At 69.4% G+C, this 20,940-nt stretch carries 19 protein-coding genes; 14 read left to right on the top strand and 5 right to left on the bottom strand.

From position 1 onward, the window contains the following. The first annotated feature begins 46 nt into the window (after window positions 1–46). The 3 genes from JOD67_RS14455 (at window position 47) to JOD67_RS14465 (ending at window position 8,513) form a co-directional block, all read left to right on the top strand. Complete coding sequence (locus tag JOD67_RS14455) at window positions 47–4,951, top strand: NAD-glutamate dehydrogenase (protein ID WP_205117962.1); 4,905 nt, start codon at window positions 47–49, stop codon at window positions 4,949–4,951. Between the two features lie 262 nt (window positions 4,952–5,213). Beyond that, the gene (locus tag JOD67_RS14460; RefSeq protein WP_205117963.1) at window positions 5,214–5,594 is read left to right on the top strand and encodes an ester cyclase; all 381 of its coding nucleotides are present in this window, start codon (window positions 5,214–5,216) and stop codon (window positions 5,592–5,594) included. Window positions 5,595–5,678: 84 nt separating this feature from the next. Beyond that, window positions 5,679–8,513, top strand: coding sequence for a lipase family protein (locus JOD67_RS14465; RefSeq protein WP_205117964.1), 2,835 nt, complete (start codon window positions 5,679–5,681; stop codon window positions 8,511–8,513). Here the strand turns inward: JOD67_RS14465 and JOD67_RS14470 are convergent. From JOD67_RS14470 to JOD67_RS14480, 3 genes are all read right to left on the bottom strand, one after another. After that, window positions 8,482–9,111, bottom strand: coding sequence for a DinB family protein (locus JOD67_RS14470; RefSeq protein ID WP_205117965.1), 630 nt, complete (start codon window positions 9,109–9,111; stop codon window positions 8,482–8,484). The two genes, JOD67_RS14465 and JOD67_RS14470, sit on opposite strands and share 32 nt — an antisense overlap. Before the next feature lie 22 nt (window positions 9,112–9,133). Continuing rightward, window positions 9,134–10,672, bottom strand: coding sequence for an FAD-dependent monooxygenase (locus tag JOD67_RS14475; RefSeq protein WP_205117966.1), 1,539 nt, complete (start codon window positions 10,670–10,672; stop codon window positions 9,134–9,136). Between the two features lie 77 nt (window positions 10,673–10,749). Continuing rightward, window positions 10,750–11,349, bottom strand: coding sequence for an acyl-CoA-like ligand-binding transcription factor (locus tag JOD67_RS14480; protein ID WP_205117967.1), 600 nt, complete (start codon window positions 11,347–11,349; stop codon window positions 10,750–10,752). A gap of 113 nt (window positions 11,350–11,462) precedes the next feature. Here JOD67_RS14480 and JOD67_RS14485 point away from each other — a divergent pair, with 113 nt between their 5' ends. From JOD67_RS14485 to prfB, 10 genes are all read left to right on the top strand, one after another. Then, on the top strand, window positions 11,463–12,011 hold the full coding sequence (locus tag JOD67_RS14485) for a hypothetical protein (protein WP_205117968.1): 549 nt from the start codon (window positions 11,463–11,465) through the stop codon (window positions 12,009–12,011). Next, the gene (locus tag JOD67_RS14490; RefSeq protein WP_205117969.1) at window positions 12,001–12,321 is read left to right on the top strand and encodes a transcriptional regulator; all 321 of its coding nucleotides are present in this window, start codon (window positions 12,001–12,003) and stop codon (window positions 12,319–12,321) included. Before JOD67_RS14485 ends, JOD67_RS14490 begins: the two co-directional genes overlap by 11 nt. Before the next feature lie 391 nt (window positions 12,322–12,712). Continuing rightward, entirely contained in the window at window positions 12,713–13,951 is a 1,239-nt protein-coding gene (locus tag JOD67_RS14495; RefSeq protein ID WP_205117970.1) for a TadA family conjugal transfer-associated ATPase, read from the top strand. 3 nt (window positions 13,952–13,954) lie between these two features. Beyond that, on the top strand, window positions 13,955–14,818 hold the full coding sequence (locus JOD67_RS14500; protein WP_205117971.1) for a type II secretion system F family protein: 864 nt from the start codon (window positions 13,955–13,957) through the stop codon (window positions 14,816–14,818). Next, the gene (locus tag JOD67_RS14505; protein ID WP_205117972.1) at window positions 14,815–15,756 is read left to right on the top strand and encodes a type II secretion system F family protein; all 942 of its coding nucleotides are present in this window, start codon (window positions 14,815–14,817) and stop codon (window positions 15,754–15,756) included. The genes JOD67_RS14500 and JOD67_RS14505 overlap by 4 nt, the downstream gene beginning before the upstream one ends. Before the next feature lie 24 nt (window positions 15,757–15,780). After that, window positions 15,781–16,005 (top strand): hypothetical protein, encoded by a 225-nt coding sequence (locus JOD67_RS14510; RefSeq protein WP_239553847.1) that lies wholly within the window; start codon window positions 15,781–15,783, stop codon window positions 16,003–16,005. 3 nt (window positions 16,006–16,008) lie between these two features. Continuing rightward, the gene (locus tag JOD67_RS14515; RefSeq protein ID WP_205117973.1) at window positions 16,009–16,410 is read left to right on the top strand and encodes a TadE/TadG family type IV pilus assembly protein; all 402 of its coding nucleotides are present in this window, start codon (window positions 16,009–16,011) and stop codon (window positions 16,408–16,410) included. After that, the gene (locus tag JOD67_RS14520; RefSeq protein ID WP_205117974.1) at window positions 16,407–16,880 is read left to right on the top strand and encodes a hypothetical protein; all 474 of its coding nucleotides are present in this window, start codon (window positions 16,407–16,409) and stop codon (window positions 16,878–16,880) included. The genes JOD67_RS14515 and JOD67_RS14520 overlap by 4 nt, the downstream gene beginning before the upstream one ends. Before the next feature lie 6 nt (window positions 16,881–16,886). Then, on the top strand, window positions 16,887–17,321 hold the full coding sequence (locus JOD67_RS14525) for a pilus assembly protein TadG-related protein (RefSeq protein WP_239553848.1): 435 nt from the start codon (window positions 16,887–16,889) through the stop codon (window positions 17,319–17,321). Window positions 17,322–17,344: 23 nt separating this feature from the next. After that, window positions 17,345–18,457 (top strand): peptide chain release factor 2, encoded by a 1,113-nt coding sequence (gene prfB, locus JOD67_RS14530; RefSeq protein WP_205117975.1) that lies wholly within the window; start codon window positions 17,345–17,347, stop codon window positions 18,455–18,457. On the opposite strand, the gene JOD67_RS14535 is transcribed toward prfB, so the two are convergent. Further along, complete coding sequence (locus JOD67_RS14535) at window positions 18,454–19,626, bottom strand: cation:proton antiporter (protein WP_205117976.1); 1,173 nt, start codon at window positions 19,624–19,626, stop codon at window positions 18,454–18,456. The two genes, prfB and JOD67_RS14535, sit on opposite strands and share 4 nt — an antisense overlap. A gap of 4 nt (window positions 19,627–19,630) precedes the next feature. Further along, window positions 19,631–20,116 carry a cation:proton antiporter regulatory subunit gene (locus JOD67_RS14540; protein ID WP_205117977.1) on the bottom strand — a complete coding sequence of 162 codons (486 nt, stop codon included), beginning with the start codon at window positions 20,114–20,116 and terminating at the stop codon, window positions 19,631–19,633. Window positions 20,117–20,237: 121 nt separating this feature from the next. On the opposite strand from JOD67_RS14540, the gene ftsE reads away from it, so the two are divergent. Beyond that, window positions 20,238–20,927: a cell division ATP-binding protein FtsE gene (gene ftsE, locus JOD67_RS14545; protein WP_205117978.1), complete on the top strand. Its 690-nt coding sequence runs from the start codon at window positions 20,238–20,240 to the stop codon at window positions 20,925–20,927. Window positions 20,928–20,940: the final 13 nt, after the last annotated feature.

Consider the following 20,940-nt stretch of genomic DNA (forward strand, 5'->3'; position numbering starts at 1 on the left):
TGGCTCCGGCCGACCCGGCCGGTGGGAGAGCAAGGGCGAGATCGTCATGACTGTCACCGCGGGCAGTGTCACCGGCACGAACGGCAAGTGGGACGACGCCAAAGAGGCCCTGATCGTCGACGCGGCCAAGGTCGCCGAGCACAGTCGCTCCGCCGGGGCCTTGTCCGTCGATCGTGTCAAGGCGCTCTTGCAGGCCTACTACCGGCACGTCCCCGCCGAGGACATCGTGCGGCGCGACCCGGTCGACATCTACGGTGCCGCCCGCAGCCACTTCCGCCTCGCCCTCGAACGTCCGCAGGGCACCGCGTCGGTGCACGTCTTCACCCCCACGGTCGAGGAGCACGGCTGGTCCTGCAGCCACACCGTCGTCGAGGTCGTCACCGACGACATGCCGTTCCTCGTCGACTCGGTGACGATGGAGCTCTCCCGCGAGGGCCGCGGCATCCACCTCGTCGTCCACCCGCAGGTCGTCGTACGGCGCGACGTCACCGGCAAGCTGCTCGACGTTCTGGACGGCACCGACGCGACCGCGCACGACGCGTTCCGCGAGTCCTGGATCCACGTCGAGATCGACCGCGAGTCCGAGACGGTCGAGCTGGAACGCGTCGAGGCCGCGCTCACCCGCATCCTCCGCGACGTCCGCGAGTCCGTCGAGGACTGGCCGAAGATGGAGCACCGCGCCCGCGACATCGTCGCCGAGCTCGGTGACAACCCGCCGGCCGAGATCCCGCCGGACGAGATCGTCGAGGCCCGCGAGCTGCTCGACTGGCTGGCCGGCGACCAGTTCACGTTCGTCGGCTATCGCGAGTACACGCTCGAACGGCACGACGACGCCGACGTGCTGCGCGCCGTCCCCGGTACGGGCCTCGGCATCCTGCGCTCCGACCCCGACCAGAGCGTCTCCGGCTCGTTCAGCCAGCTGCCGCCCGAGGTTCGAGCCAGGGCGCGCGAACGCAAGCTGCTGATCCTCACCAAGGCCAACTCCCGCTCCACCGTGCACCGCCCCGCGTACCTCGACTACGTGGGCATCAAGACGTTCGACGAGAACGGCGAGGTCACCGGTGAGCGCCGGTTCCTCGGGCTGTTCACCTCCGTCGCGTACACCGAGAGCTTCCAGCGCATCCCGGTGCTCCGGCGCAAGGCGTTCGAGGTCATCGCGCGGTCCGGGTTCACGCCGGACTCGCACTCGGGCAAGGCCCTGCTGGACATCCTCGAGACCTACCCGCGCGACGAGTTGTTCCAGGTCTCCGCCGACGAGCTGCTGCCGACGGCGCTCGCCGTTCTGCATCTGCAGGAACGCCGGCAGCTCCGGCTCTTCGTGCGACGCGACGACTACGCGCGCTACCTCTCCTGCCTGGTCTATCTGCCGAGGGACCGGTTCTCCACCCAGGTCCGGTTGAAGATCCAGGACATCCTGATGGAGGCGTTCGGCGGCGAGAGCATCGACTTCGCGCTGCGGTTCTCCGAGTCCGTCCTCGCACGGCTGCACTTCGTCGTACGCCTCCCCAAGGGCACCAGCGTGCCCGACGTTGATGTCGCCGAGCTCGAGCTGAAGCTCGTGTCGACGACGCGCTCCTGGTCCGACGACTTCCACGACGCGGTCGTCGAGCAGGTCGGCGAGTCCAACTCCGCGCGGCTCATGCACAAGTACGACGACGCGTTCCCGCCGGCGTACCAGGACGACTTCCCCGCGCGTACGGCCGTCGCCGACCTGCGCCGGATCGAGGACCTGCCCAAGGACAACGGGCTCGCGCTCTCGCTGTACGAGCCGATCGACGCGGCGCCGAACGAGCGCCGGTTCAAGATCTACCGGACCGGCTCGGGCCTGTCGCTGTCCGCGGTGCTGCCCGTCCTCTCGCGGTTCGGCGTCGACGTGACCGACGAGCGGCCGTACGCGATCGAGACCAAGGACGGCGTGCAGGCCTGGATCTACGACTTCGGACTCGTCTACCGCGGCGGCCCCGGCGCCGCGGCCAGCGCGATCCGCGAGCTCATGCAGGACGCGTTCGCCGCGGTCTGGGGTGGGCTGGCGGAGAACGACGGCTTCAACGCGCTCGTGCTCCGCGCCGGCCAGACCTGGCGTCAGGCGACGATCCTGCGCGCGTACGCGAAGTACATGCGGCAGACCGGTTCGACGTTCAGCCAGAGCTACATCGAGGACACGTTGACCGCGAACGTGGACCTGGCGCGGATGCTCGTCGAGCTGTTCGAGACGCGCTTCGACCCGGCCCGCGAGCTCGGCGTGAAGGCGCGTAAAGCCCAGGTTGACGCCGTGACCGAACGCATCGAGCGGGCGCTCGACGCGGTGCAGAGCCTCGACCAGGACCGCATCATCCGTTCGTTCCTCAACCTGATGCGCACGACGCTGCGGACGAACTACTTCCAGCGCGACGCCGAGGGCAAGCCCAAGAAGTACGTGTCGTTCAAGTTCGACCCGAAGAAGAACCCCGAGCTGCCCGAACCCAAGCCCCGCTTCGAGATCTGGGTCTACTCGCCGCGCGTCGAGGGCGTGCACCTGCGGTTCGGGCCGGTCGCGCGCGGCGGTCTGCGTTGGTCCGACCGGCGCGAGGACTTCCGGACAGAGGTGCTCGGCCTGGTCAAGGCACAGATGGTGAAGAACTCGGTGATCGTGCCGGTCGGTGCGAAGGGCGGCTTCTACGCCAAGCGGCTGCCGGACCCGGCGGTCGACCGCGAGGCCTGGCTGGCCGAGGGGATCGCCTGCTACCGCACGTTCATCTCGGGTCTGCTCGACATCACCGACAACCTGCGCGGCTCGGAGACGATCCCGCCGCTGGACGTCGTACGCCACGACAAGGACGACTCCTACCTCGTCGTCGCCGCGGACAAGGGCACGGCGACGTTCTCCGACATCGCGAACGACCTGGCGATCTCGTACGGCTTCTGGCTCGGCGACGCGTTCGCGTCCGGCGGGTCGACCGGCTACGACCACAAGGGCATGGGCATCACCGCCCGCGGCGCGTGGGAGTCGGTCAAGCGGCACTTCCGCGAGATGGGTCGCGACTGCCAGAACGAGGACTTCACCTGCGTCGGCATCGGCGACATGTCCGGCGACGTGTTCGGCAACGGCATGCTGCTGTCGGAGCACACCAAGCTGGTTGCGGCGTTCGACCACCGGCACGTCTTCCTCGACCCGCAGCCCGACGCGGCCGTCTCGGTCGCCGAACGCCGCCGCCTGTTCCAGCTGCCGCGGTCGAGCTGGGCCGACTACAACGCCGACCTGATCTCGGCCGGCGGCGGGGTGTTCCCGCGTACGGCGAAGTCGATCCCGATCTCGGCCGAGGTACGCGAGGCGCTGGGCATCTCGCGGTCGTCGGTGACCTCGATGACGCCGAACGACCTGATCCACGCGATCCTCTGTGCGCCGGTCGACCTGCTGTGGAACGGCGGCATCGGCACGTACGTGAAGGCGACGACCGAGACGCACGGCGACGCGGGCGACAAGGCCAACGACGTCGTCCGCATCAACGGCACCGAGCTGCGCGCGAAGTGCGTCGGCGAGGGTGGCAACCTCGGGTTGACGCAGCTCGGACGGATCGAATACGCCTTGCGTGGTGGGCGCATCAACACCGACTTCATCGACAACACCGCCGGTGTCGACACGTCCGACCACGAGGTCAACATCAAGATCCTGCTCGACCGGGTCGTGCACGACGGCGACCTGACCGAGAAGCAGCGCAACGAGATCCTCGCGAGCATGACCGACGAGGTCGGCGAGCTCGTTCTGCGCAACAACTATGACCAGAACGTCGCGCTGCAGAAGGCGCAAGCCCTGGCGCCGGCGCTGCTGCACGTGCACGCGGAGTGGATCAACCGGCTGGAGAAGGCGGATCTCCTCGACCGCGAGATCGAGTTCCTGCCCAACCTGCGGCAGCTGCGGGAACGCCAGCAGCAGGGGATCGGCCTCACACCGCCGGAGCTCGCGGTGCTGATGGCGTACACGAAGATCGTGCTGTCGTCGGAGCTGCTGGAGACGAAGCTGCCGGACGACCCGTACCTGCGGCGCCAGCTCGTCGACTACTTCCCGACGCCGATGCGCGAACGCTTCGACGCGCAGATGGACGCGCACCCGTTGCGCCGGGAGATCGTGACGACGGAGGCGGTGAACCAGCTCGTCAACACGGCGGGGATCACGTTCTACCACCGGCTGTCGCTGGAGACGGGTGCGCCGGCGGAGGAGCTGACGCGCGCGCACGTCGTGGCGCGGAACATCTACGGCGTCGACGAGGTGTGGGCCGCGGTTGAGGCCCTGGACAACACGATCGACTCGGCCGTGCAGGTGCGGATGCGCTTGGAGGCGCGGACGATCGCCGAACGTGCGGCGCGCTGGCTGGTGCAGAACAGGCGGCCGCCGATCGACATCGCGTCGACGATCGAGTACTTCGCCTCTGGGTTGTCGACCTTGATGGCGGCGCTGCCTTCGGTGCTCACTGGGCGGGAGGCCGACCAGCTGGCGAAGCGGCGCGACTCGTTGCTGAAGGGCGGCGTGTCGGAGGAGCTGGCGACGCGGGTCGCGGTGTTCTCGCCTGCCTATGCGGGGCTGGGTCTCGTGGAGACGGCGCGGCGTACGTCGACCGACGTCGTCGACGTGGCGCGGGCGCACTTCACGCTGGGGGAGCGGCTCGAGGTGGGCCGGCTGCTGGAGAAGATCCTCTCGCTGCCGCGCGACGACCGGTGGAAGACGACGGCGCGGGCCGCTTTGCGCGACGACCTGCACGCCGTGCACGCGCAGCTGACGCAGAACGTTCTGGAGGCTTCGCCTCCGGAGGCGACCGCGGCCGAACGCGTGGCGGCGTGGGAGCAGCGCGACGCGACGCTGGTGTCGCGGACCCGTTCGACCCTGGCCGAGATCGTCGACGGCGACGTCACCGACCTCGCCCGCCTGTCCGTCGGCCTCCGCGTCGTCCGCCGCCTGCTCCCGACGACGGCCTAGTCTCGATCTTTCGTCCGGCCGTTAGTGCGTCCGGTCCGGGCCCGCCCTGGGGCCAATGATCATGTTTACATGATCATTGGCCGCTTTACGTGGGGTGGACGCCAGGTAGAGGGGCTATTGGCCGGGTAAGGCGACCACGACGCTTCACCTACGGAGCGCCTTCCCCCGAGGCTAGTCACAACGCCCTATTGCCTTGGGGCAAGGGGAGGCCGACCCTGCGAGGCAGAACCCTCGACCAGGGGAGGACACCGTGACTACGGACATGTCCAAGTCATTCATGAGATATCTCGACACGGTCATCGAGGGCGGTGACCTCAGGCCGTTCTTCACCGAGGATGTCGAGCTGGTCGTCCACGGGATGCCGGAGATCGTGCGGGGACGCGACGAGGTGGCGACGGCCCTCGACGCCATGCACGGCGCGTTCGACGGCGGGCCGGAACCGCGGGCGATTGTCGTCGGTGACCGGAACGCGGCGGCCGAGGCCGTCTGGGTCGGCACCCACACCGGGACGTTCGCCGGGATCGAGGCGACCGGGCGGCAGGTGCGGGTCCCGTACGCCGTGCTCTACGACCTCACCGAGGACGGGATCTCCTCGCTGCGCATCCACGGCATCCACGCTGGTCTGATGGAGCAGCTGCGGTAGCTGAGATATGAACGAACGTGCCCTTCATCCGCATTCGCGGCCTTCGCTAGGCTTGCCCGCGGCTATGGAAGGGCGTTCCACACAATGTCAAAACGGGGATGGCTGCTGATCGCTGGCGGCATTGTTGTCGTACTCGCGTTGATCGGCGGTGGCGTGGCGCTGTTCGCGCCGCGCGGCGACGGTGGGCAGCAGGCGGAGGCGGGCATCGTCGTCCACCAGATCGCCGACGCCGGTGAGCAGGACACCTATGACGCCGCGGGCGGCGCGATCACCGCGCTGGGCGGTGAGAAGGCCGACACCGTGCTTGTCGAGGGCGCGACCGGGCGCGAGCTCGTTCCCCAAGGCAGCAAGGTCATGCCGGACCCCGCCACCTGGAAGCGCGCGGGGCGGGTCGCGACGGTCAGTACGACCGTGAGCAACGGGTCCGCCAAGCAGGCGGCCCAGGTCACGCTGCTCGGCACCGACGACGGGTGGCGCGTCCTCGAAGTCGCGCCCGCCGCCGCGAAGCCGAAGCCGTCGCCACCCAAGCCGGGCCCGACGCTGACGCCGGCCAAGTGCCCCGGCACCCAGCTCGTGTCGACGGGCAAGCCGGGCGCCGCGCCCGTCCTGCTCGTCCCCGGGCCGGACGGCGTCGCGGGGCTGCAGGCGAGCGCGGGTACGTCGGGCGTCGCAGCGGTGGCCGCCGACAACACGAGCCTCGCCGCGCGGATCGCCGCGATCCCCGGCGTCGCCGCGTACGTCCTCACCGGCGGTGACCCCACTCTCTGGGTCGACGACCCGTCCGGCAGCGGTCCGGCGGTCGGCTCGGCGATCGACTGCCTGGCCAAGGCCGCCAAGCGCAAGGTCGCGGTGGTCGCCGTCTCGACCGGCGGCCTCGCCACCCGCTGGGCGGTGGCCTCTCGCGCCGCCTCCGTGGGCGTGGTCGCGACGATCGGCACGCCGTACGACGGCGCGTACGCGGTCGACGTGGCCCGTACCCTCCGCGCCGACCGGCCGACGGCGCTGACCGCCGCGAAGCCGGCCGACTCGCGGCGCGACGTCCTCCTGCTCGCCCAGGCGATGCGCGACCTCGCCGCCTGCTCCAAGGACAACGGCCCGGAGCCGGCGTGCCGGCGCATGGCCGTCCTGACCGCGCTGACCGGGCCGCTCGGCGACGCGCTGCACCCCTCGTCGGTGCGTGCCTTGCCCGCGTGGCCGAAGGGCGTCGCCGTACTCCAGCTCGCCGCCCGCGCCAAGGTGACCGACGGCAAGCAGGTCGTCGACCTCGGCGACGGCATCACGACGGTCGACTCCGCGCTCGCCGGCGCCACCCGCAGCACCGTGCACGCCTGCTCGATCAAGGCTCGTGTTGCAGCTGCGATTCCCTGCTGGCACAGCGATCTCTCGGTACTGACGCAGACGGTCGACGACGCGGTGGGAGCGGTGCGCGCGTTCGCGCATCCGACCACGACCGCGTACGCCGCGGAGAGCGTCGCCAACGTCGTCGAGAACGGTGTGGTGGTCGCCAAGGCCGGCCACAGCGGCGGGGTGGCGTTCAGCGCGGACGGTCGCTACGCGGTCGTCGGCGGGTACGAGAAGCTCACGGTCCTCGACCTCGAGTCCGCGACGAAGAAGTCGGTCGCGTGCTCCGGGTGTGGCGGCGTCGCCGTGGCCGGGCGGCTGGCGTACACGGTGGCGGGCCGATACACCGCCGCGCAGACGCTGCAGGCGTACGCGCTCCCGTCGTTGCGGAAGGTGTCCAGCGCGCCGGTCGGTGACTCGCGAACCTACGTCACGCCGTACGGCGCGTTCGGCGACAAGGTCGTGCTGGAACGGCTCGGCGGCAGCGGTGCGCGGAGCACGATCTCCGACCTGGTCGTGGTCGGGGCGGACGGGGTGCGGGAGAAGCCGTTCCCGCTGTACCGCTCGGGCGGGGCATCGGGAATGTACGTGGACCCGTACTCGCCGCAGGGCTCGGCTGTGGCGCTGGTGCAGGCGAGCAGCTCGGCTTGCAGTGGGTTCGTCTCGGCTCTGGCGGTGGATCTGACGGCGCGTACGGTCAAGCCGCTCGACGGGTCGGCGTATGGGTTGCCGACACCGAAGCAGCTGTCGGCCGGCACGCGGACGGGCATCGACTTCGTGTGGATGACCGACGTCCACCGCGGCGGCGACGGTCGTGTGTATGCGAGCGCGCGGGCCGGGGCGTGCGACGAGGAGCTCAGCCAGACGCCGGTCATCCCGCCGAGCCTGTGGCGGTTGGACGGTACGAAGTGGGTGAGCGTGGACGCGGGACCGCTGTCGGCGGAGCGCTCGTTCGGGAAGCTCGGGCGGTTGCGGGTGGGTTCTACGGACTCCGCCCTGACGTGGACGGGGCCCGCTGCCGCTTCCTTCGAGTCGAAGGTGTCGAGCCTTTCCTCTCCTCCTGGCTTCGCCGTCTTCGCCGACGCGTCGATGGCGCCGCCGTCGGGCAAGAAGGTCGTGGCGCCGGAGCCGCTGGTCGTACGGCCCGACGGCATCGGGGCGCTCAAGGTCGGCGCGTCCGTCCCGTCGTTGCTGGCGTCTGGCGTCCTGACGACGTCGGTGCCCGGCGGCCCGCGGAACTGCGGCCTCTACCTCGGCACTGGCTCGCTGTCCAAGGTGTGGGTGCTGACGCGCGAGGGCGTGACGACGATCCAGCACCTGGGGATGGACCAGCCGTACTTTCCCACCAACGCTGGCGCCCCGGCGTACCCGAAGCTGTCTGACCTGAAGAAGATCTACGGCTCAGCGCTGAAGCAGCACCAGGGCAAGCCCGAAACGAAGCCGTCCTGGTACGTGGAGGAGGGCGGCAACATCATTCTCTTCCAGATCGACTACAACGCGCCCGATCAAGTGAACGGCATCCACATGGGCACGAAGGCCGTGGTCTTCAACGACCAGCTGCTGGGTGGCCTCTGCTGATCGCGCGCATGACCTCGAGCTCCCCGCGCTCGTGCCAAGCGAGCCGGCGGAGCAGCTTCACCGCGCTCCAGCCCGTGCTTGCGGCGTCAGGGGGCATCGTGGCGATCGTCGATCGCACGTGCCCGGCTGAGGCCTCGAGCTCGTCGACGAGGTTCGGGAGCGGTTCGCGGTAGCCGAGGCCGGTAGAGGGCAGGTAGTACCGGCTCTCGGTGTCGACGACGTGCCAGGCGAGCTGCCTGATCGTCCGCCACCTGGCGTAGGTCGGCAGCTGGCGCTCGGGGTCGTCCCAGTCGAGCACCTCGTCCGAGCAGGCGCGGACCAGCGCGATCGTGTCAGCCCGGACCTCGGCCAGAATCGCCAACGTGCGCTGACGTCCCGCCTCCGTGCACGGCAACCGATCCCGCGCGAACAACCCCTCGTCACCCTCGATCCGCTCGGCCACCACCAGCCCTTCACCGACCTGCCGGGTGAGCTCAGCCAGCGCCGCCTCCTCGTCGACTCCCTGTCCGCAGACGCCCCACCAGTCCAGGTCGAAGGTCCACGCCGCGCTCCCACGGTCGAACGCCATCGCGACGCCGTTCTCCACATAGACCAACATCGCGGATCCTTCCTCGTCGGAGTCAGGCTCTCACCTGTGCGACTCCGAACCAGGTGGCGAGCGCCCGTTCCAGACCCTCGGCCGCGCTGCCGGCCCAGGCGACGTAGCCGTCCGGACGCACCAGCACGGCCTCGGCGGGTGGGGCGTGGTCGACGGGTTGGGCGCGCACCAGCTCGACCCGATCCGCCCAGCCGGTCGCGAGGTCGGCGAGGTCGGAGCGGTCGTTCATCAGCAGCAGAACGGGCCTGGCACCGCGCATCAGGTGGGCGAAGCGGGTGAGCCCACCGTCGCCGTGGAGGGCGCGGTCGGCGAAGAAGCGGCCGGTGAGCTCGTGGTCGCCATGCTCGTAGCGGACGTCCGCGCCGGACATGAGGTCGGCGATGTGCTGGACGTTCGCCTTGTCCTGCAGCAGTTCGCCGCACAGCTCGCGGAGCGCCGTGACGTTCGGCCCGGGCGCGACGAGCGCGAGCTGCGCCCTTGTGTGCATGAGGACGCGTTCGCCGACCGGTCGGCGCTCGGTGTCGTACGTGTCGAGCAGGCCGTCCGGCGCCCATCCCTTGATCGTGGCCGCGAGCTTCCAACCGAGGTTCAGCGCATCCTGCAGGCCGAGGTTGAGCCCCGGTCCGCCCATCGCGGAGTGCACGTGCGCGGCGTCGCCGACGAGGAACACGCGGCCCTCGCGGTACCGCTCGGCCTGCCTCGAGTTGATGCCGTCGGTCGAGCGCCCCAGCATCGCCGGTACGCCGTCCGGCGGCTCGTGCATGGTCAGCTCGGCGCCGAGCACGCGGCGCGCGGCGGCGCCGAGCTCGTCGAACGTGACTGGGACGTCGTCGCCGGGGACCTCGGCGTCGGTCCACTCGAGGAACGTGACGCGGAACTGGCCGGGCACGAACATCGCGAACGCGAACAGCCCGCCCTCCGTCCTCGTGAACGTCATCGGCCGCAGCGTGCCGTGCCCCGGGACGTCCAGCTCGCCGGTCTCCTGGTTGGCCGTCGGCGCGTCGATGCCGACGACGCCAGCGCGACCGACGAACGAGGTGTCGGTGATGCCGGGGAAGCCGATGCCGAGTTGCTTGCGGATCGCGCTGCGGCCGCCGTCCGCGGCGACGAGGTACTTGGCTTCGAGCTCGTACTCGCCACTGCTCGTCGCGATCCGCACCGTGACACTTTCGCCTTGCTGGGTGAGGCTTCTGACCTCGTGGCCGCGGCGGATCTCGACGTCGAGCTCGCTTGCTCGTTCGGCGAGAAGTTCCTCCATGCGGCGTTGCTGGATCGGCAGCACGTACATCGGGTTGCGGTCGATGCCGGCGAGGCCGAGGGTCATGGCCGCGAACGGGTACGCCGGGACCGCGGTCGGTGGCTGCGTCGTACCGGCGAAGCGCTCGTAGATGCCGCGGAAGTCCAGCGCCTGGTTGACCTGGCCGACGAGTCCGTTCGCTTTGGGTGACACGTCAACTTCTTCGCGACGTTCCAGCACGAGCGGCTTGACGCCGGCGAGGGCGAGCTCGGTGGCCATCAGGAGGCCGTTCGGTCCGGCGCCGGCGATGATGACGTCGTACATGACTTTCTCCTTGTTTTGGGCGCGTTTCATGGAGCCTGCGGCGCGCGCAAGCTTGGGTTGACGGGCGTGTGGCGGGCTTAGCTCTGGGGGTCGGGGAGGCCGGAGGTGACCTGTTCGAGGGACTCGCGGAGGAGGTCGCCGAGCGGTTGGGGTCGGTCGGTCGTGTGCATCCAGTGGGTGGTGGCGACGTCGTACGCGACGCCGACCATCTGGGCGACGAGCTTCGGGTAGAGGTCGCGCTCGGGGTTGGTGCCGGTACGTTCGGCGATAACCTCGGCGAGGGTGCGACCGGCGACGATGTACGCTTTGGCGATTTCGCCTTGCAGGGCAGGGGTTTCGACCATCACTCGTACGCCCTCGACCCACCCGGCGGGCGGCTCGGCGTCGAGACCGTCCTGGTCGAGAACGGCGGCGGTGATCGCCGTCCAGATCGGCTCGTCCTTGGGGCGTTCGCGAAGCAGGCTGGCGATGACGGTGATGCGGTCGAGGTGGCGGGCGGCGACGGCTTCGGCCTTGCTGGAGAAGTAGTTGTTGAACGTTCGCGGCGAGACGCCCGCCTCCGCGGCGATGTCCTCGACAAGCACGTTCTCGAAGCCGCGCTGGACGGAGAGCTTGACCGCGGCCCAGCTGAGGGCTTGGCGGGTCTGTTCTTTCTTGCGCTCTCGGAGTCCGGCCATGGTGAGGAGGCTAGCACGATTATTGCGCGGTGCGCACTTTTGCTGGACATGCAAGGTTGCCTTAGTGGAAAGCTTGGGTTACTTTCCTCTCAGGCAACCAACGAGGGAGGGCCATGGTGGATCCGGGAACGGCGGACGAGGCGCTGGGCATCCTGCGCTCGGGGCGGGATCAGGTCCGGCGGGAGAACGACCGGCGCGAGCGGGCGATGCTCGGGGCGCGTGCGGTGGCGACGATGCTCCGGCTGGGGTGCGGGGACATTCGAAGCCCGGGGCTGCGGCGAACGAGCGGCGTCGCGGTGCGGCTCGGGATCGTCGGTTGGGCCTGGTGGATGGGCGACCGCACGAAGGTGATGGGGCTGTGGAGCGGCCAGGGAGAGCGCATCCGGGCGGCGGCTGAGCGGCTCAAGCAGTCGCGGGAGGAAGGCGCGCCGGACCCGCCGCTGAAGGAGCAAGTGCGGACGGCGTGGGGAGCGATGGGTCCGGAGGCCAAGCGGGCGTTGGCGCTCAGCCTGGGTCTGTCGGTGACGGAGTGGGTGGTGGTGGCGGGCTTCCGGCGGAGCAGGATGCGGTACCCGCACCTCGCGGCCGGCGTGGTGATGGCCGCGGCCCACACGACGGTGGGCTGGCTCCGGCTGCGAAAGCGGGCGGCCGATGACAACTGACCCGGCCCCGGTAAGCGGGCTGCACGACCTTCTGCTCGACCCCACCCGCCTCCGCATCGTGGCCGTGGTGGCCCCGGCGTCGAAGGTGGAGTTCAGCTTCGTCCGCGAGGCCACGGGCCTGAGCGACTCGGCATTGTCGAAGCAGCTGCGGACGCTGACCGAGGCGGGGCTGGTAGAGCAGGAGAAGCTGCGAACGGGACCAGCCCGTTCGCGAACGTGGATCAAGCTGACCCCCGACGGCCGCGCAATCCTCACCGCCCACACCGAGGCCCTGACCTCGATCGCCCGCCACTCGGCCACGCCGGAGTAGCCGCCGCCCAGTCGACTTGTTGGACAGATCTCGGCCTAGATCCCGGGATCTGTCCAACAACTCCGCCGACCGCTCTCACCGCCGCGCCGCACGGGGGAGCCGACGCCTGCTCCCGCCGAGCGCGACACGCCGGTCACTCTCCGTGACAAGGAACCGTCCCCACCCGGCCAGCGTCTCTCGTATCGCCTGTCATGCAAGGGACGCCAAGGACGACGTCCGGACCCTGTGGACATCGGTTCGCGCAGGCAAACACACGCATGACAGAATCCCGAGGCGGGCAGGACCAACCGGACTATCCGGCGGCTGCGGGATTCGGCGGGATGCAGGGGCACATGCAGGGGTATCACCAAGAGCGACACGACTCACCGAGAGCGCGGGGTGCGACGGGCTCATGACTGCGGTCGACATCATCGACGCCGAAGTGCGGGAGCAGGTACGCCGGCAGGGGTTGGATCCCCTGGTGGAGGCCGCTGCCGTACGGAGGCTCATCGACGCGGCGGTGCTCCAGTACGACGAGCGCACGCTGGTCCAGACACTTCCTCCACTCGGCGACGTCCGCGAGGTGGTCCGCGAGGTCTTCAACGCGATCGCCGGCTTCGGCCCACTCCAGAAGTACCTCGACGATCCCACGATCGAAGAGATCTGGATCAACGAGCCCTCGAAGGTCTTCATCGCGAGGAACGGTCGCAGCGAGCTCACCACGACGGTGCTCACCGCCGACGAGGTGCGCGACCTGTGCGAGCGCATGCTCAAGACCACCGGCAGGCGGATCGACTTCTCCACCCCGTTCGTCGACGCGATGCTCCCCGACGGCAGCCGGCTGCACGTCGTGATCCCGGACATCACCAGGACGCACTGGGCGATCAACATCCGGAAGTTCGTCGTCAAGGCGACCCACCTCGAGGACCTCGTGTCGCTCGGCACGATCTCCAGCCAGGGCGCGGCATTCCTCGAAGCGTGCTCGGTCGCCGGCCTCAACATCCTGGTCGCCGGTGGTACGCAGGCAGGCAAGACCACCTTGCTCAACTGCCTCGCCGCCGCCGTTCCCCCGCGGGAGCGCGTGATCAGCTGCGAAGAGGTCTTCGAGCTGAAGATCCCGCTGCCCGACTGGGTGTCCATGCAGACAAGGCAGTCCAACCTCGAGGGAACGGGCGAGATCCGGCTCCGCAACCTCGTCAAGGAAGCCTTGCGGATGCGCCCCAGCCGCATCATCGTCGGTGAGGTACGTGCCGAGGAGTGCCTCGACCTCCTCATCGCACTGAACTCCGGCCTCCCCGGCATGTGCACCATCCACGCCAACTCCGCGCGCGAGGCCATCACCAAGATGTGCACGCTCCCGCTGCTCGCGGGAGAGAACATCGGCTCGAGGTTCGTCGTCCCCACGGTCGCCGGCGCGGTCGACATCGTCGTCCACACCCAGCTCATTGAGAGCGGCAGACGACGTGTAAGAGAGATCTGCGCGGTCCCCGGCCGCGTCGAGGGCGACATCGTCGAGCTCGAGCCGATCTTCGTCCTCCGCGGCGACCGCCTGGTCCGCGCCGACGGTTACCCGCCGCACGTCGAGCGCTTCGAGCGCATCGGGTACGACCTGTCCCGCCTCCTCGCGCCTCGCTTCGAAGGAGTGGCGTAGTCGATGGGCATCCTCGTCGGCCTCATGCTCGGCCTCGGGATCGTTCTGATCGCGCGGACGTTCATGAAGCCCGCGCCGAAGCAGGAGAAGACCGGTCCGAGCTTCCAGGACCGGACCGAGGACCTGCTTGCCCAGGCGGGCATCGAGGCCGTGTCGCCCGGACAGCTCATCGGCGCGTGCGTCGGCATGGGCCTGTTCGTGCTGCTCATCGTGTTCCTGGTGTCCGGCGGCGTGATCCCCGTCGCCCTCGCGTTCGGCACGATGGCGGCCTACCTGCCGCTGGCGCTCGTACGCATGCGCGCGCGGGCACGACGGCAGGAGCTGCGTGAGCTGTGGCCGGACGTCGTCGACAACCTCGCGTCGAGCGTACGAGCCGGCCTCTCGCTCCCCGAGGCCCTGATGCAGATCGGCCACCGCGGACCCGAAGCGCTCAGAAGGCAGTTCCAGCGCTTCGGCGAGGACTACCGCGCGACCGGTCGCTTCAACGACTGCCTGGACCGGCTCAAGCGCAACCTCGCCGACCCCGTCGGCGACCGGATCGTCGAGTCGCTGCGGATCGCCCGAGAGGTCGGCGGTAGCGACCTCGGCCGGCTGCTGCGCACGCTGTCGGGCTTCCTCCGCGAGGACGTACGGACCCGCGCCGAGCTCGAGGCCCGCCAGTCCTGGACCGTCAACGGCGCGAAGCTCGCGGTCGCGGCGCCCTGGATCGTGCTCGCGTTCCTCGCCTTCCAGCCGGAGATCATCTCCCGGTACAACTCTCCGATCGGTTTCCTGGTCCTCCTCATCGGCGGCGGCATGTGCGCGCTGGCGTACCGCCTGATGCTCCGGATCGGACGCCTCCCCGAGGAAGAGCGGGTGCTGCGATGAGAGTCCTCTTGCTGGGTGGGCTGTTCGGCGCCCTCATCGGGTTCGGCCTGCTGCTGATGTTCGTCCGCGTCCCGGCGTTTCGCAGGCCCCGCTTGGACGATCGGCTCGCACCGTACGTACGCGACGCGCCCGGGGTCGGTGGCTTTTACCAGCTGGGTGACCGTACGTTCACGCCGTTCCCCACGCTGGAACGCATCCTCCGGCCGTACTTCCGCGACGGCGCGCGACTGCTCGAACGCATCCTCGGCGGCGGCGCGGTCGTCCGGCGAAGGCTGCAGCAGGCCGGCCAGGACATGACGCTCGAGGAGTTCCGCATCGAGCAGCTGATCTGGGGCGCGCTCGGGTTCGCGTTCGCGCTGGTGATCTCGCTGCTCGCGTTCGTGGCGCGCGGCGCCAGCCCCGTCGCGTTGCTGGTGCTGTGTGTGGCGGCGTTCGTCGTCGGCGTGCTGCTCCGCGACCGGCGGCTGGTCAGTCAGGTCAAGCACCGCGAGTCGCTGATGATCGCCGAGTTCCCCACCGTGGCGGACATGTTGGCGTTGTCGGTGACCGCGGGCGAGGGTCCCGTCGCGGCGCTCGAACGGGTCTCTCGCACCAGCAAGGGCGAGCTCGCCAAGGAGTTCCGCTCGGCGATCCAGGACGCGCGCACCGGCCTCTCGCTGGTCGAGGCGCTGGAGAAGGTCGGCGACCGTACCAACCTGACCGCGCTGGCGAGATTCGTCGACGGTATCGCGATCTCGGTCGAGCGAGGCACGCCGCTCGCGGACGTGCTTCGTGCTCAGGCCGCCGACGTTCGCGAGTCAGGCAAGCGCGAACTCATCGAGACCGGCGGTAAGAAAGAGATCGGGATGATGATCCCGATCGTGTTCCTCGTGCTCCCTGTGACCGTGCTCTTCGCGTTCTTCCCTGGCGCCATCGGGCTCCAGATGGTGACCCAGTGAGATTGCAGTGAGAAAGGACCAACGATGAAAGACGCAACGAAGGAGAACAAGGTGCTCCGCGTCATAGCGGGCCTGCACGCACGCCTGCTGAACGCCCGGTCTGGCGAGCGTGGCGACATGGTGGGCTGGGTCCTCATCACGGTGATGACGGCTGCCCTCATCGCGGCCCTCTGGCTGTTCCTCGGCCCGCAGCTCACCCAGCTTCTGCAGGACGCCCTGAACAAGGCGCGAGGCTCCGTACCGGGATGACGGGTGACTGACGCGCGCGGCAGTGGCGGGTCGGAGGACGGCTCGGCCGCGACCGAGTTCGTCCTCGTGATGCTGGTGCTGCTGCCCTTGTTCCTCGGCATCTTCCAGCTCGGGCTGTTCCTGCACGTACGGAACACCCTCACCGCGTGCGCGCACGAGGGAGCCCGGCAGGCCGCCAACTACAACGGCACCCTCGGCGAGGGCAGGGCCGTTGCCGAGGACTGCATCTCGGACTCGCTGTCGCCCGGCATGGCCGGTGGCACGACGACGGGTACCGGAAGCGCCGGCGGCCAGTTGCTGATGGTCGTGAGCGTGCGGGCGACCATGCCGGCGATCGGGTTCTGGGGGCCGCGCTTCCAGTTCGTCGTGTCGGGGCACGCCGTGAAGGAGCCGACGCCGGCATGAGAGCGATCCTGGCGCGCCTCCGCGACGAGCGAGGCAGCGGCGAACGAGGCAGTGGCGAACGGGGCAACGCGGTCGTCGAGTTCTGCTATCTCGCGATCCTGTTCCTCATCCCGCTCGTCTACATCATGCTCGCGGTCTTCGACGTGCAGGCGGCGGCGTACGGCGTCTCGGCGGCGACCCGCGAGGCCGGCCGGGCGTTCACGCTCGCCAACAGCGTGGGCGAGGCGGAGACGCGGGCGCGGCAGGCCGCGGACTACGCGCTGCGCGACCAGGGCCTGTCGATCGGCGCGGTCGACTTCACGTACCGGTGCCCGGGCGGTTGCCTCCAGCCGGACTCGACGGTGGTCGTCACGATCACTCGTACGGTGCCGCTGCCGTTCATCCCGGACGCGATCGGCGGCCCGCTGGCCTCGATCCCGGTGACCAGCACCCACACGACGCCGTTCGGTCGCTACCGGGCGGGGAGGTGAGACGCGATGCGACGCATGGCTGACGAACGCGGCCAGATGACGGTGTTGATCATCGGCTTCGGCGTGATCATCATCCTGCTGATGGTGGTCGTCTTCGACGCCTCTCAGGTCTTCATCTACCGCCGCGGCCTGGCCGCCATCGCCGACGGCGCGGCGCTAGCGGCGACGAACGGCATCGACGACGAGGCGATCTACACCGGCGGCGTGATCGGCAACAAGGTCGTGCTGAGCGAGGAGCTCGCCCGCATCGAGGTGCAGGCGTACATGCAGGACGTGGCCGACGACTCGATCAACTGCGACGTGACCGGGATCAACGCGGCCGAGGTCACGGTGGATTGCGAGGGTACGGCGCACCTCCCGATCGTCAACGCCATCTCCGGAGCGGGCGCGCTGACCGTCTACGCGGAGGCGTCCGCGGAGACCTTCGCCACGGCGGGCTGATCCGGCGCGTAGGCTTGGCGTTTGTGGCTGGACCCGATTTCGACGCTGACCTCAAGGCTCTCGACACGACACTGCGCAGCATCGAGGCCGTTCTCGACCTGGATCGCATGCGCAAGGAGATCGCCGAGCTGTCCGAGCAGGCGTTGGCGCCCAACCTGTGGGACGACCAGGCGAACGCCCAGCGCGTGACGAGCCGGCTGTCGGTGCTGCAGAGCGAGGTCGACCGGGTCAGCTCGCTGCGATCGCGCCTGGACGACCTCGGTGTGCTGGTCGAGCTGGCCGAGGACGAGTCCGACGCGGACGTGCTCGGCGAGGCCGAACGCGAGCTCACGTCGATCAAGCGGGCGATCGACGCGCTCGAGGTCCGGACGCTGCTGTCGGGGGAGTACGACTCCCGCGAGGCGCTGGTGACGATCCGTTCCGGCGCCGGCGGCGTGGACGCGGCCGACTTCGCGGAGATGCTGTTCCGGATGTACCTGCGGTGGGCGGAGCGGCACAAGTACCCGACCGAGGTGTACGACACGTCGTACGCCGAAGAGGCGGGCATCAAGTCCGCCACGTTCGCGGTGAAGGCGCCGTACGCGTACGGGACGCTGTCGGTCGAGCAGGGCACGCACCGGCTGGTGCGGATCTCGCCGTTCGACAACCAGGGCCGCCGGCAGACGGGCTTCGCCGCGGTCGAGGTCGTGCCGGTGATCGAGCAGACCGACGAGGTCGACATCCCCGAGGACGAGCTGCGCGTGGACGTCTACCGTTCGTCCGGGCCGGGCGGGCAGGGCGTCAACACGACCGACTCCGCGGTGCGGATCACCCACCTCCCGACCGGGATCGTGGTGTCGTGTCAGAACGAGCGGTCGCAGCTACAGAACCGCGCGACCGCGATGACGATCCTCAAGGCGAAGCTGCTCGCGCTGCGCAAGGCCGAGGAAGAGGCGAAGCTCAACGTGCTGCGCGGCGACGTCGCCGGCTCGTGGGGCGACCAGATGAGGTCGTACGTCCTGCACCCGTACCAGATGGTGAAGGACCTGCGGACCGAGTACGAGACCGGCAACACCCAAGGTGTCCTCGACGGCGAGATCGACGGCCTCGTCGAAGCCGGCATCCGCTGGCGCCGCCAGCAGCAGTCGCCCGCCTAGGGCGACGGGGCGGGCCGCTTCACCAGGTCGGTCAGCCGCCGGGCGAGCGGCTCGACGAAGCGGGCGGTCAGCGGGCCGACGACGACCAGGATCAGGACGTACGCCGTCGCGAACGGACCGATCCGTGGCTCCACGCCCGCGCTGACCGCGAGCCCGGCGATGATGATCGAGAACTCGCCGCGCGCGACCAAGGCGCCGCCGGCACGCCAGCGGGCCGCGACCGTGTGGCCGGCGCGCCGCGCCGCGTAGTAGCCCGTGGCGATCTTCGTTCCCGCGGTGACGAACGCCAGCAGCAGCGCCGGTAGCAGGACCCCGGGGATGCTGGCGGGGTCGGTGTGCAGGCCGAAGAAGACGAAGAACACGGCGGCGAACAGGTCGCGCAGCGGCGACAGCAACGTGTGGGTCGCCTCGCCGACCTCGCCGGACAACGCGATGCCGACCAGGAACGCGCCGACCGCCGCGGACACCTGCAGCTGCTGTGCCAGCCCGGCGACGAGCAGCGTCAGGCCGAGGACCATCAGCAGCAGCGTCTCGGGGTTGTCGCTCGCGACGAGCTTGGAGATGAACCGGCCGTACCGCAACGCCACGAACAGCACGACCGAGATCACGCCGAGCGCGATCGCCAGCGTGATGCCGCCCTCCAGCCAGCCGATGCCTGCCAGCAGCGCGGTGACGATCGGCAGGTAGATCGCCATCGCGAGGTCCTCGAGTACGAGGACGCTCAGGATCACCGGCGTCTCCCGGTTGCCGAGCCGGCCGAGGTCGGAGAGCACCTTCGCGATCACGCCGGACGACGAGATCCACGTGACCCCCGCCAAAGCCACCGCCGCGACCGGGCCCCACCCCAGCAGCAGCGCGGCGATGGCGCCGGGCAGACCGTTCAGCACCGCGTCGACGATGCCGGAGGGGTACTGGGTCTTGAGGTTCCGGACCAGGTCGGACGCCGTGTACTCCAGGCCGAGCATGAGCAGCAGCAGGATCACGCCGATCTCGGCGCCGGTCTCGACGAACTCCTCGGTCGTGGCGAGCGGGAGCAGTCCGCCCTGGCCGAACGCGAGCCCGGCCAGCAGATAGAGCGGAATCGGTGAGAACTTCAGCCGGCTCGCGACACGCCCGAGAATCCCGAGGGCGAGAATGATCGCACCGAGCTCGATCAGGAACAACGCCACGCGGTCAGTCCTGCCCGAGGATGGCCGCGGCCGCGTCCACGCCCTCGCGGGTGCCGATCACGATCAGGGCGTCCCCGGTGGCGAGCCGGAAGTCCGGCGTCGGCGAGGGGATGGCCTCGTTCCGGCGGAGCACCGCGACCACCGAGGCACCGGTCTCGGTACGGATCCGGGCCTCGCCGAGCACGCGCCCGTTCCACGCTGACTCGCTCTCCAGCTCGATCCGCTCCGCGACGAGGCCGAGCGAGGTCGTGTGCAGGATCGACGGGTTCTGGTGGTCCGGCGCCAGCGCGTTGATGATCAGCCCCGCCTCGTCGCCGGTGAGCCGGAGCGCGGCCTCGCAGTTGTCGGGGTCCTCGTGGCTGTACACGTTGATCGTGCGTGACCCGTCGCGGAGCGCGACGACCGAGACGTCCCGTTCGTCCTTGGTGGTCAGGTCGTACCGCACGCCGATCCCGGGCAACGGCGTCGAGCTCATCCGTTGTGCTGCCATGTCCCTATCCTCGCCCGCCCGGACCACCCGCGGCGCGTTGCGGTGGGTAGCTGCCCGAAGATCACATCCGGTAGACGTACACTCGACGACTGGTCAGCCCCTACCAGCCAGGAAAGCGCCCGTGATTCGGTTCGAGAACGTCAGCAAGGTGTACGACGGGCAGACGCGGCCCGCGCTCGCCGATGTCACTGTCGATGTCGACAAGGGCGAGTTCGTGTTCCTCGTCGGCCAGTCCGGTTCGGGCAAGTCCACGTTCCTCAAGCTCGCGCTCCGTGAGCTGCGGCCCAGCCGCGGACGGGTCTTCGTCGCAGGCAAGGAGCTCAACCGGCTCTCCGGCTGGAAGGTCCCACGCCTACGGCGCCAGATCGGTACGGTCTTCCAGGACTTCCGACTGCTCCCGAACAAGACCGTTCACGAGAACGTCGCGTTCGCCCTCCAGGTCATCGGCAAGCCGAAGCACCACATCACCAAGGTGGTCCCGGAGGTGCTCGAGCTCGTCGGCCTGGACGGCAAGGAGCTGCGGATGCCGGACGAACTGTCCGGCGGTGAGCAGCAGCGCGTCGCGATCGCCCGGGCGTTCGTCAACCGGCCGATGATCCTGATCGCCGACGAGCCGACCGGAAACCTCGACCCCAGCACGTCTGTCGGCATCATGAAGCTGCTCGACCGGATCAACCGGACCGGGACGACCGTGATGATGGCCACACACGACTCGAACATCGTCGACCAGATGCGCAAGCGCGTGATCGAGCTCGAGGGCGGCAAGCTCGTCCGCGACCAGTCGCGCGGTGTGTACGGCTACCAGACGTAACCGAGAAGACCCA

This window comes from Tenggerimyces flavus (assembly GCF_016907715.1).
Classification (GTDB): domain Bacteria; phylum Actinomycetota; class Actinomycetes; order Propionibacteriales; family Actinopolymorphaceae; genus Tenggerimyces; species Tenggerimyces flavus.

Excerpts from the sequence above, each read along its gene's own strand:
- JOD67_RS14465 (WP_205117964.1), top strand. The coding sequence starts at position 5,679 with ATGTCAAAACGGGGATGGCTGCTGATCGCTGGCGGCATTGTTGTCGTA.
- JOD67_RS14495 (WP_205117970.1), top strand. The coding sequence starts at position 12,713 with ATGACTGCGGTCGACATCATCGACGCCGAAGTGCGGGAGCAGGTACGC.
- JOD67_RS14520 (WP_205117974.1), top strand. The coding sequence starts at position 16,407 with ATGAGAGCGATCCTGGCGCGCCTCCGCGACGAGCGAGGCAGCGGCGAA.
- JOD67_RS14455 (WP_205117962.1), top strand. The coding sequence starts at position 47 with ATGACTGTCACCGCGGGCAGTGTCACCGGCACGAACGGCAAGTGGGAC.
- JOD67_RS14470 (WP_205117965.1), bottom strand. The coding sequence starts at position 9,111 with ATGTTGGTCTATGTGGAGAACGGCGTCGCGATGGCGTTCGACCGTGGG.
- JOD67_RS14525 (WP_239553848.1), top strand. The coding sequence starts at position 16,887 with ATGCGACGCATGGCTGACGAACGCGGCCAGATGACGGTGTTGATCATC.
- JOD67_RS14485 (WP_205117968.1), top strand. The coding sequence starts at position 11,463 with ATGGTGGATCCGGGAACGGCGGACGAGGCGCTGGGCATCCTGCGCTCG.
- JOD67_RS14505 (WP_205117972.1), top strand. The coding sequence starts at position 14,815 with ATGAGAGTCCTCTTGCTGGGTGGGCTGTTCGGCGCCCTCATCGGGTTC.
- JOD67_RS14475 (WP_205117966.1), bottom strand. The coding sequence starts at position 10,672 with ATGTACGACGTCATCATCGCCGGCGCCGGACCGAACGGCCTCCTGATG.
- JOD67_RS14490 (WP_205117969.1), top strand. The coding sequence starts at position 12,001 with ATGACAACTGACCCGGCCCCGGTAAGCGGGCTGCACGACCTTCTGCTC.
- JOD67_RS14500 (WP_205117971.1), top strand. The coding sequence starts at position 13,955 with ATGGGCATCCTCGTCGGCCTCATGCTCGGCCTCGGGATCGTTCTGATC.
- JOD67_RS14540 (WP_205117977.1), bottom strand. The coding sequence starts at position 20,116 with ATGGCAGCACAACGGATGAGCTCGACGCCGTTGCCCGGGATCGGCGTG.
- JOD67_RS14480 (WP_205117967.1), bottom strand. The coding sequence starts at position 11,349 with ATGGCCGGACTCCGAGAGCGCAAGAAAGAACAGACCCGCCAAGCCCTC.
- JOD67_RS14460 (WP_205117963.1), top strand. The coding sequence starts at position 5,214 with ATGTCCAAGTCATTCATGAGATATCTCGACACGGTCATCGAGGGCGGT.
- JOD67_RS14510 (WP_239553847.1), top strand. The coding sequence starts at position 15,781 with ATGAAAGACGCAACGAAGGAGAACAAGGTGCTCCGCGTCATAGCGGGC.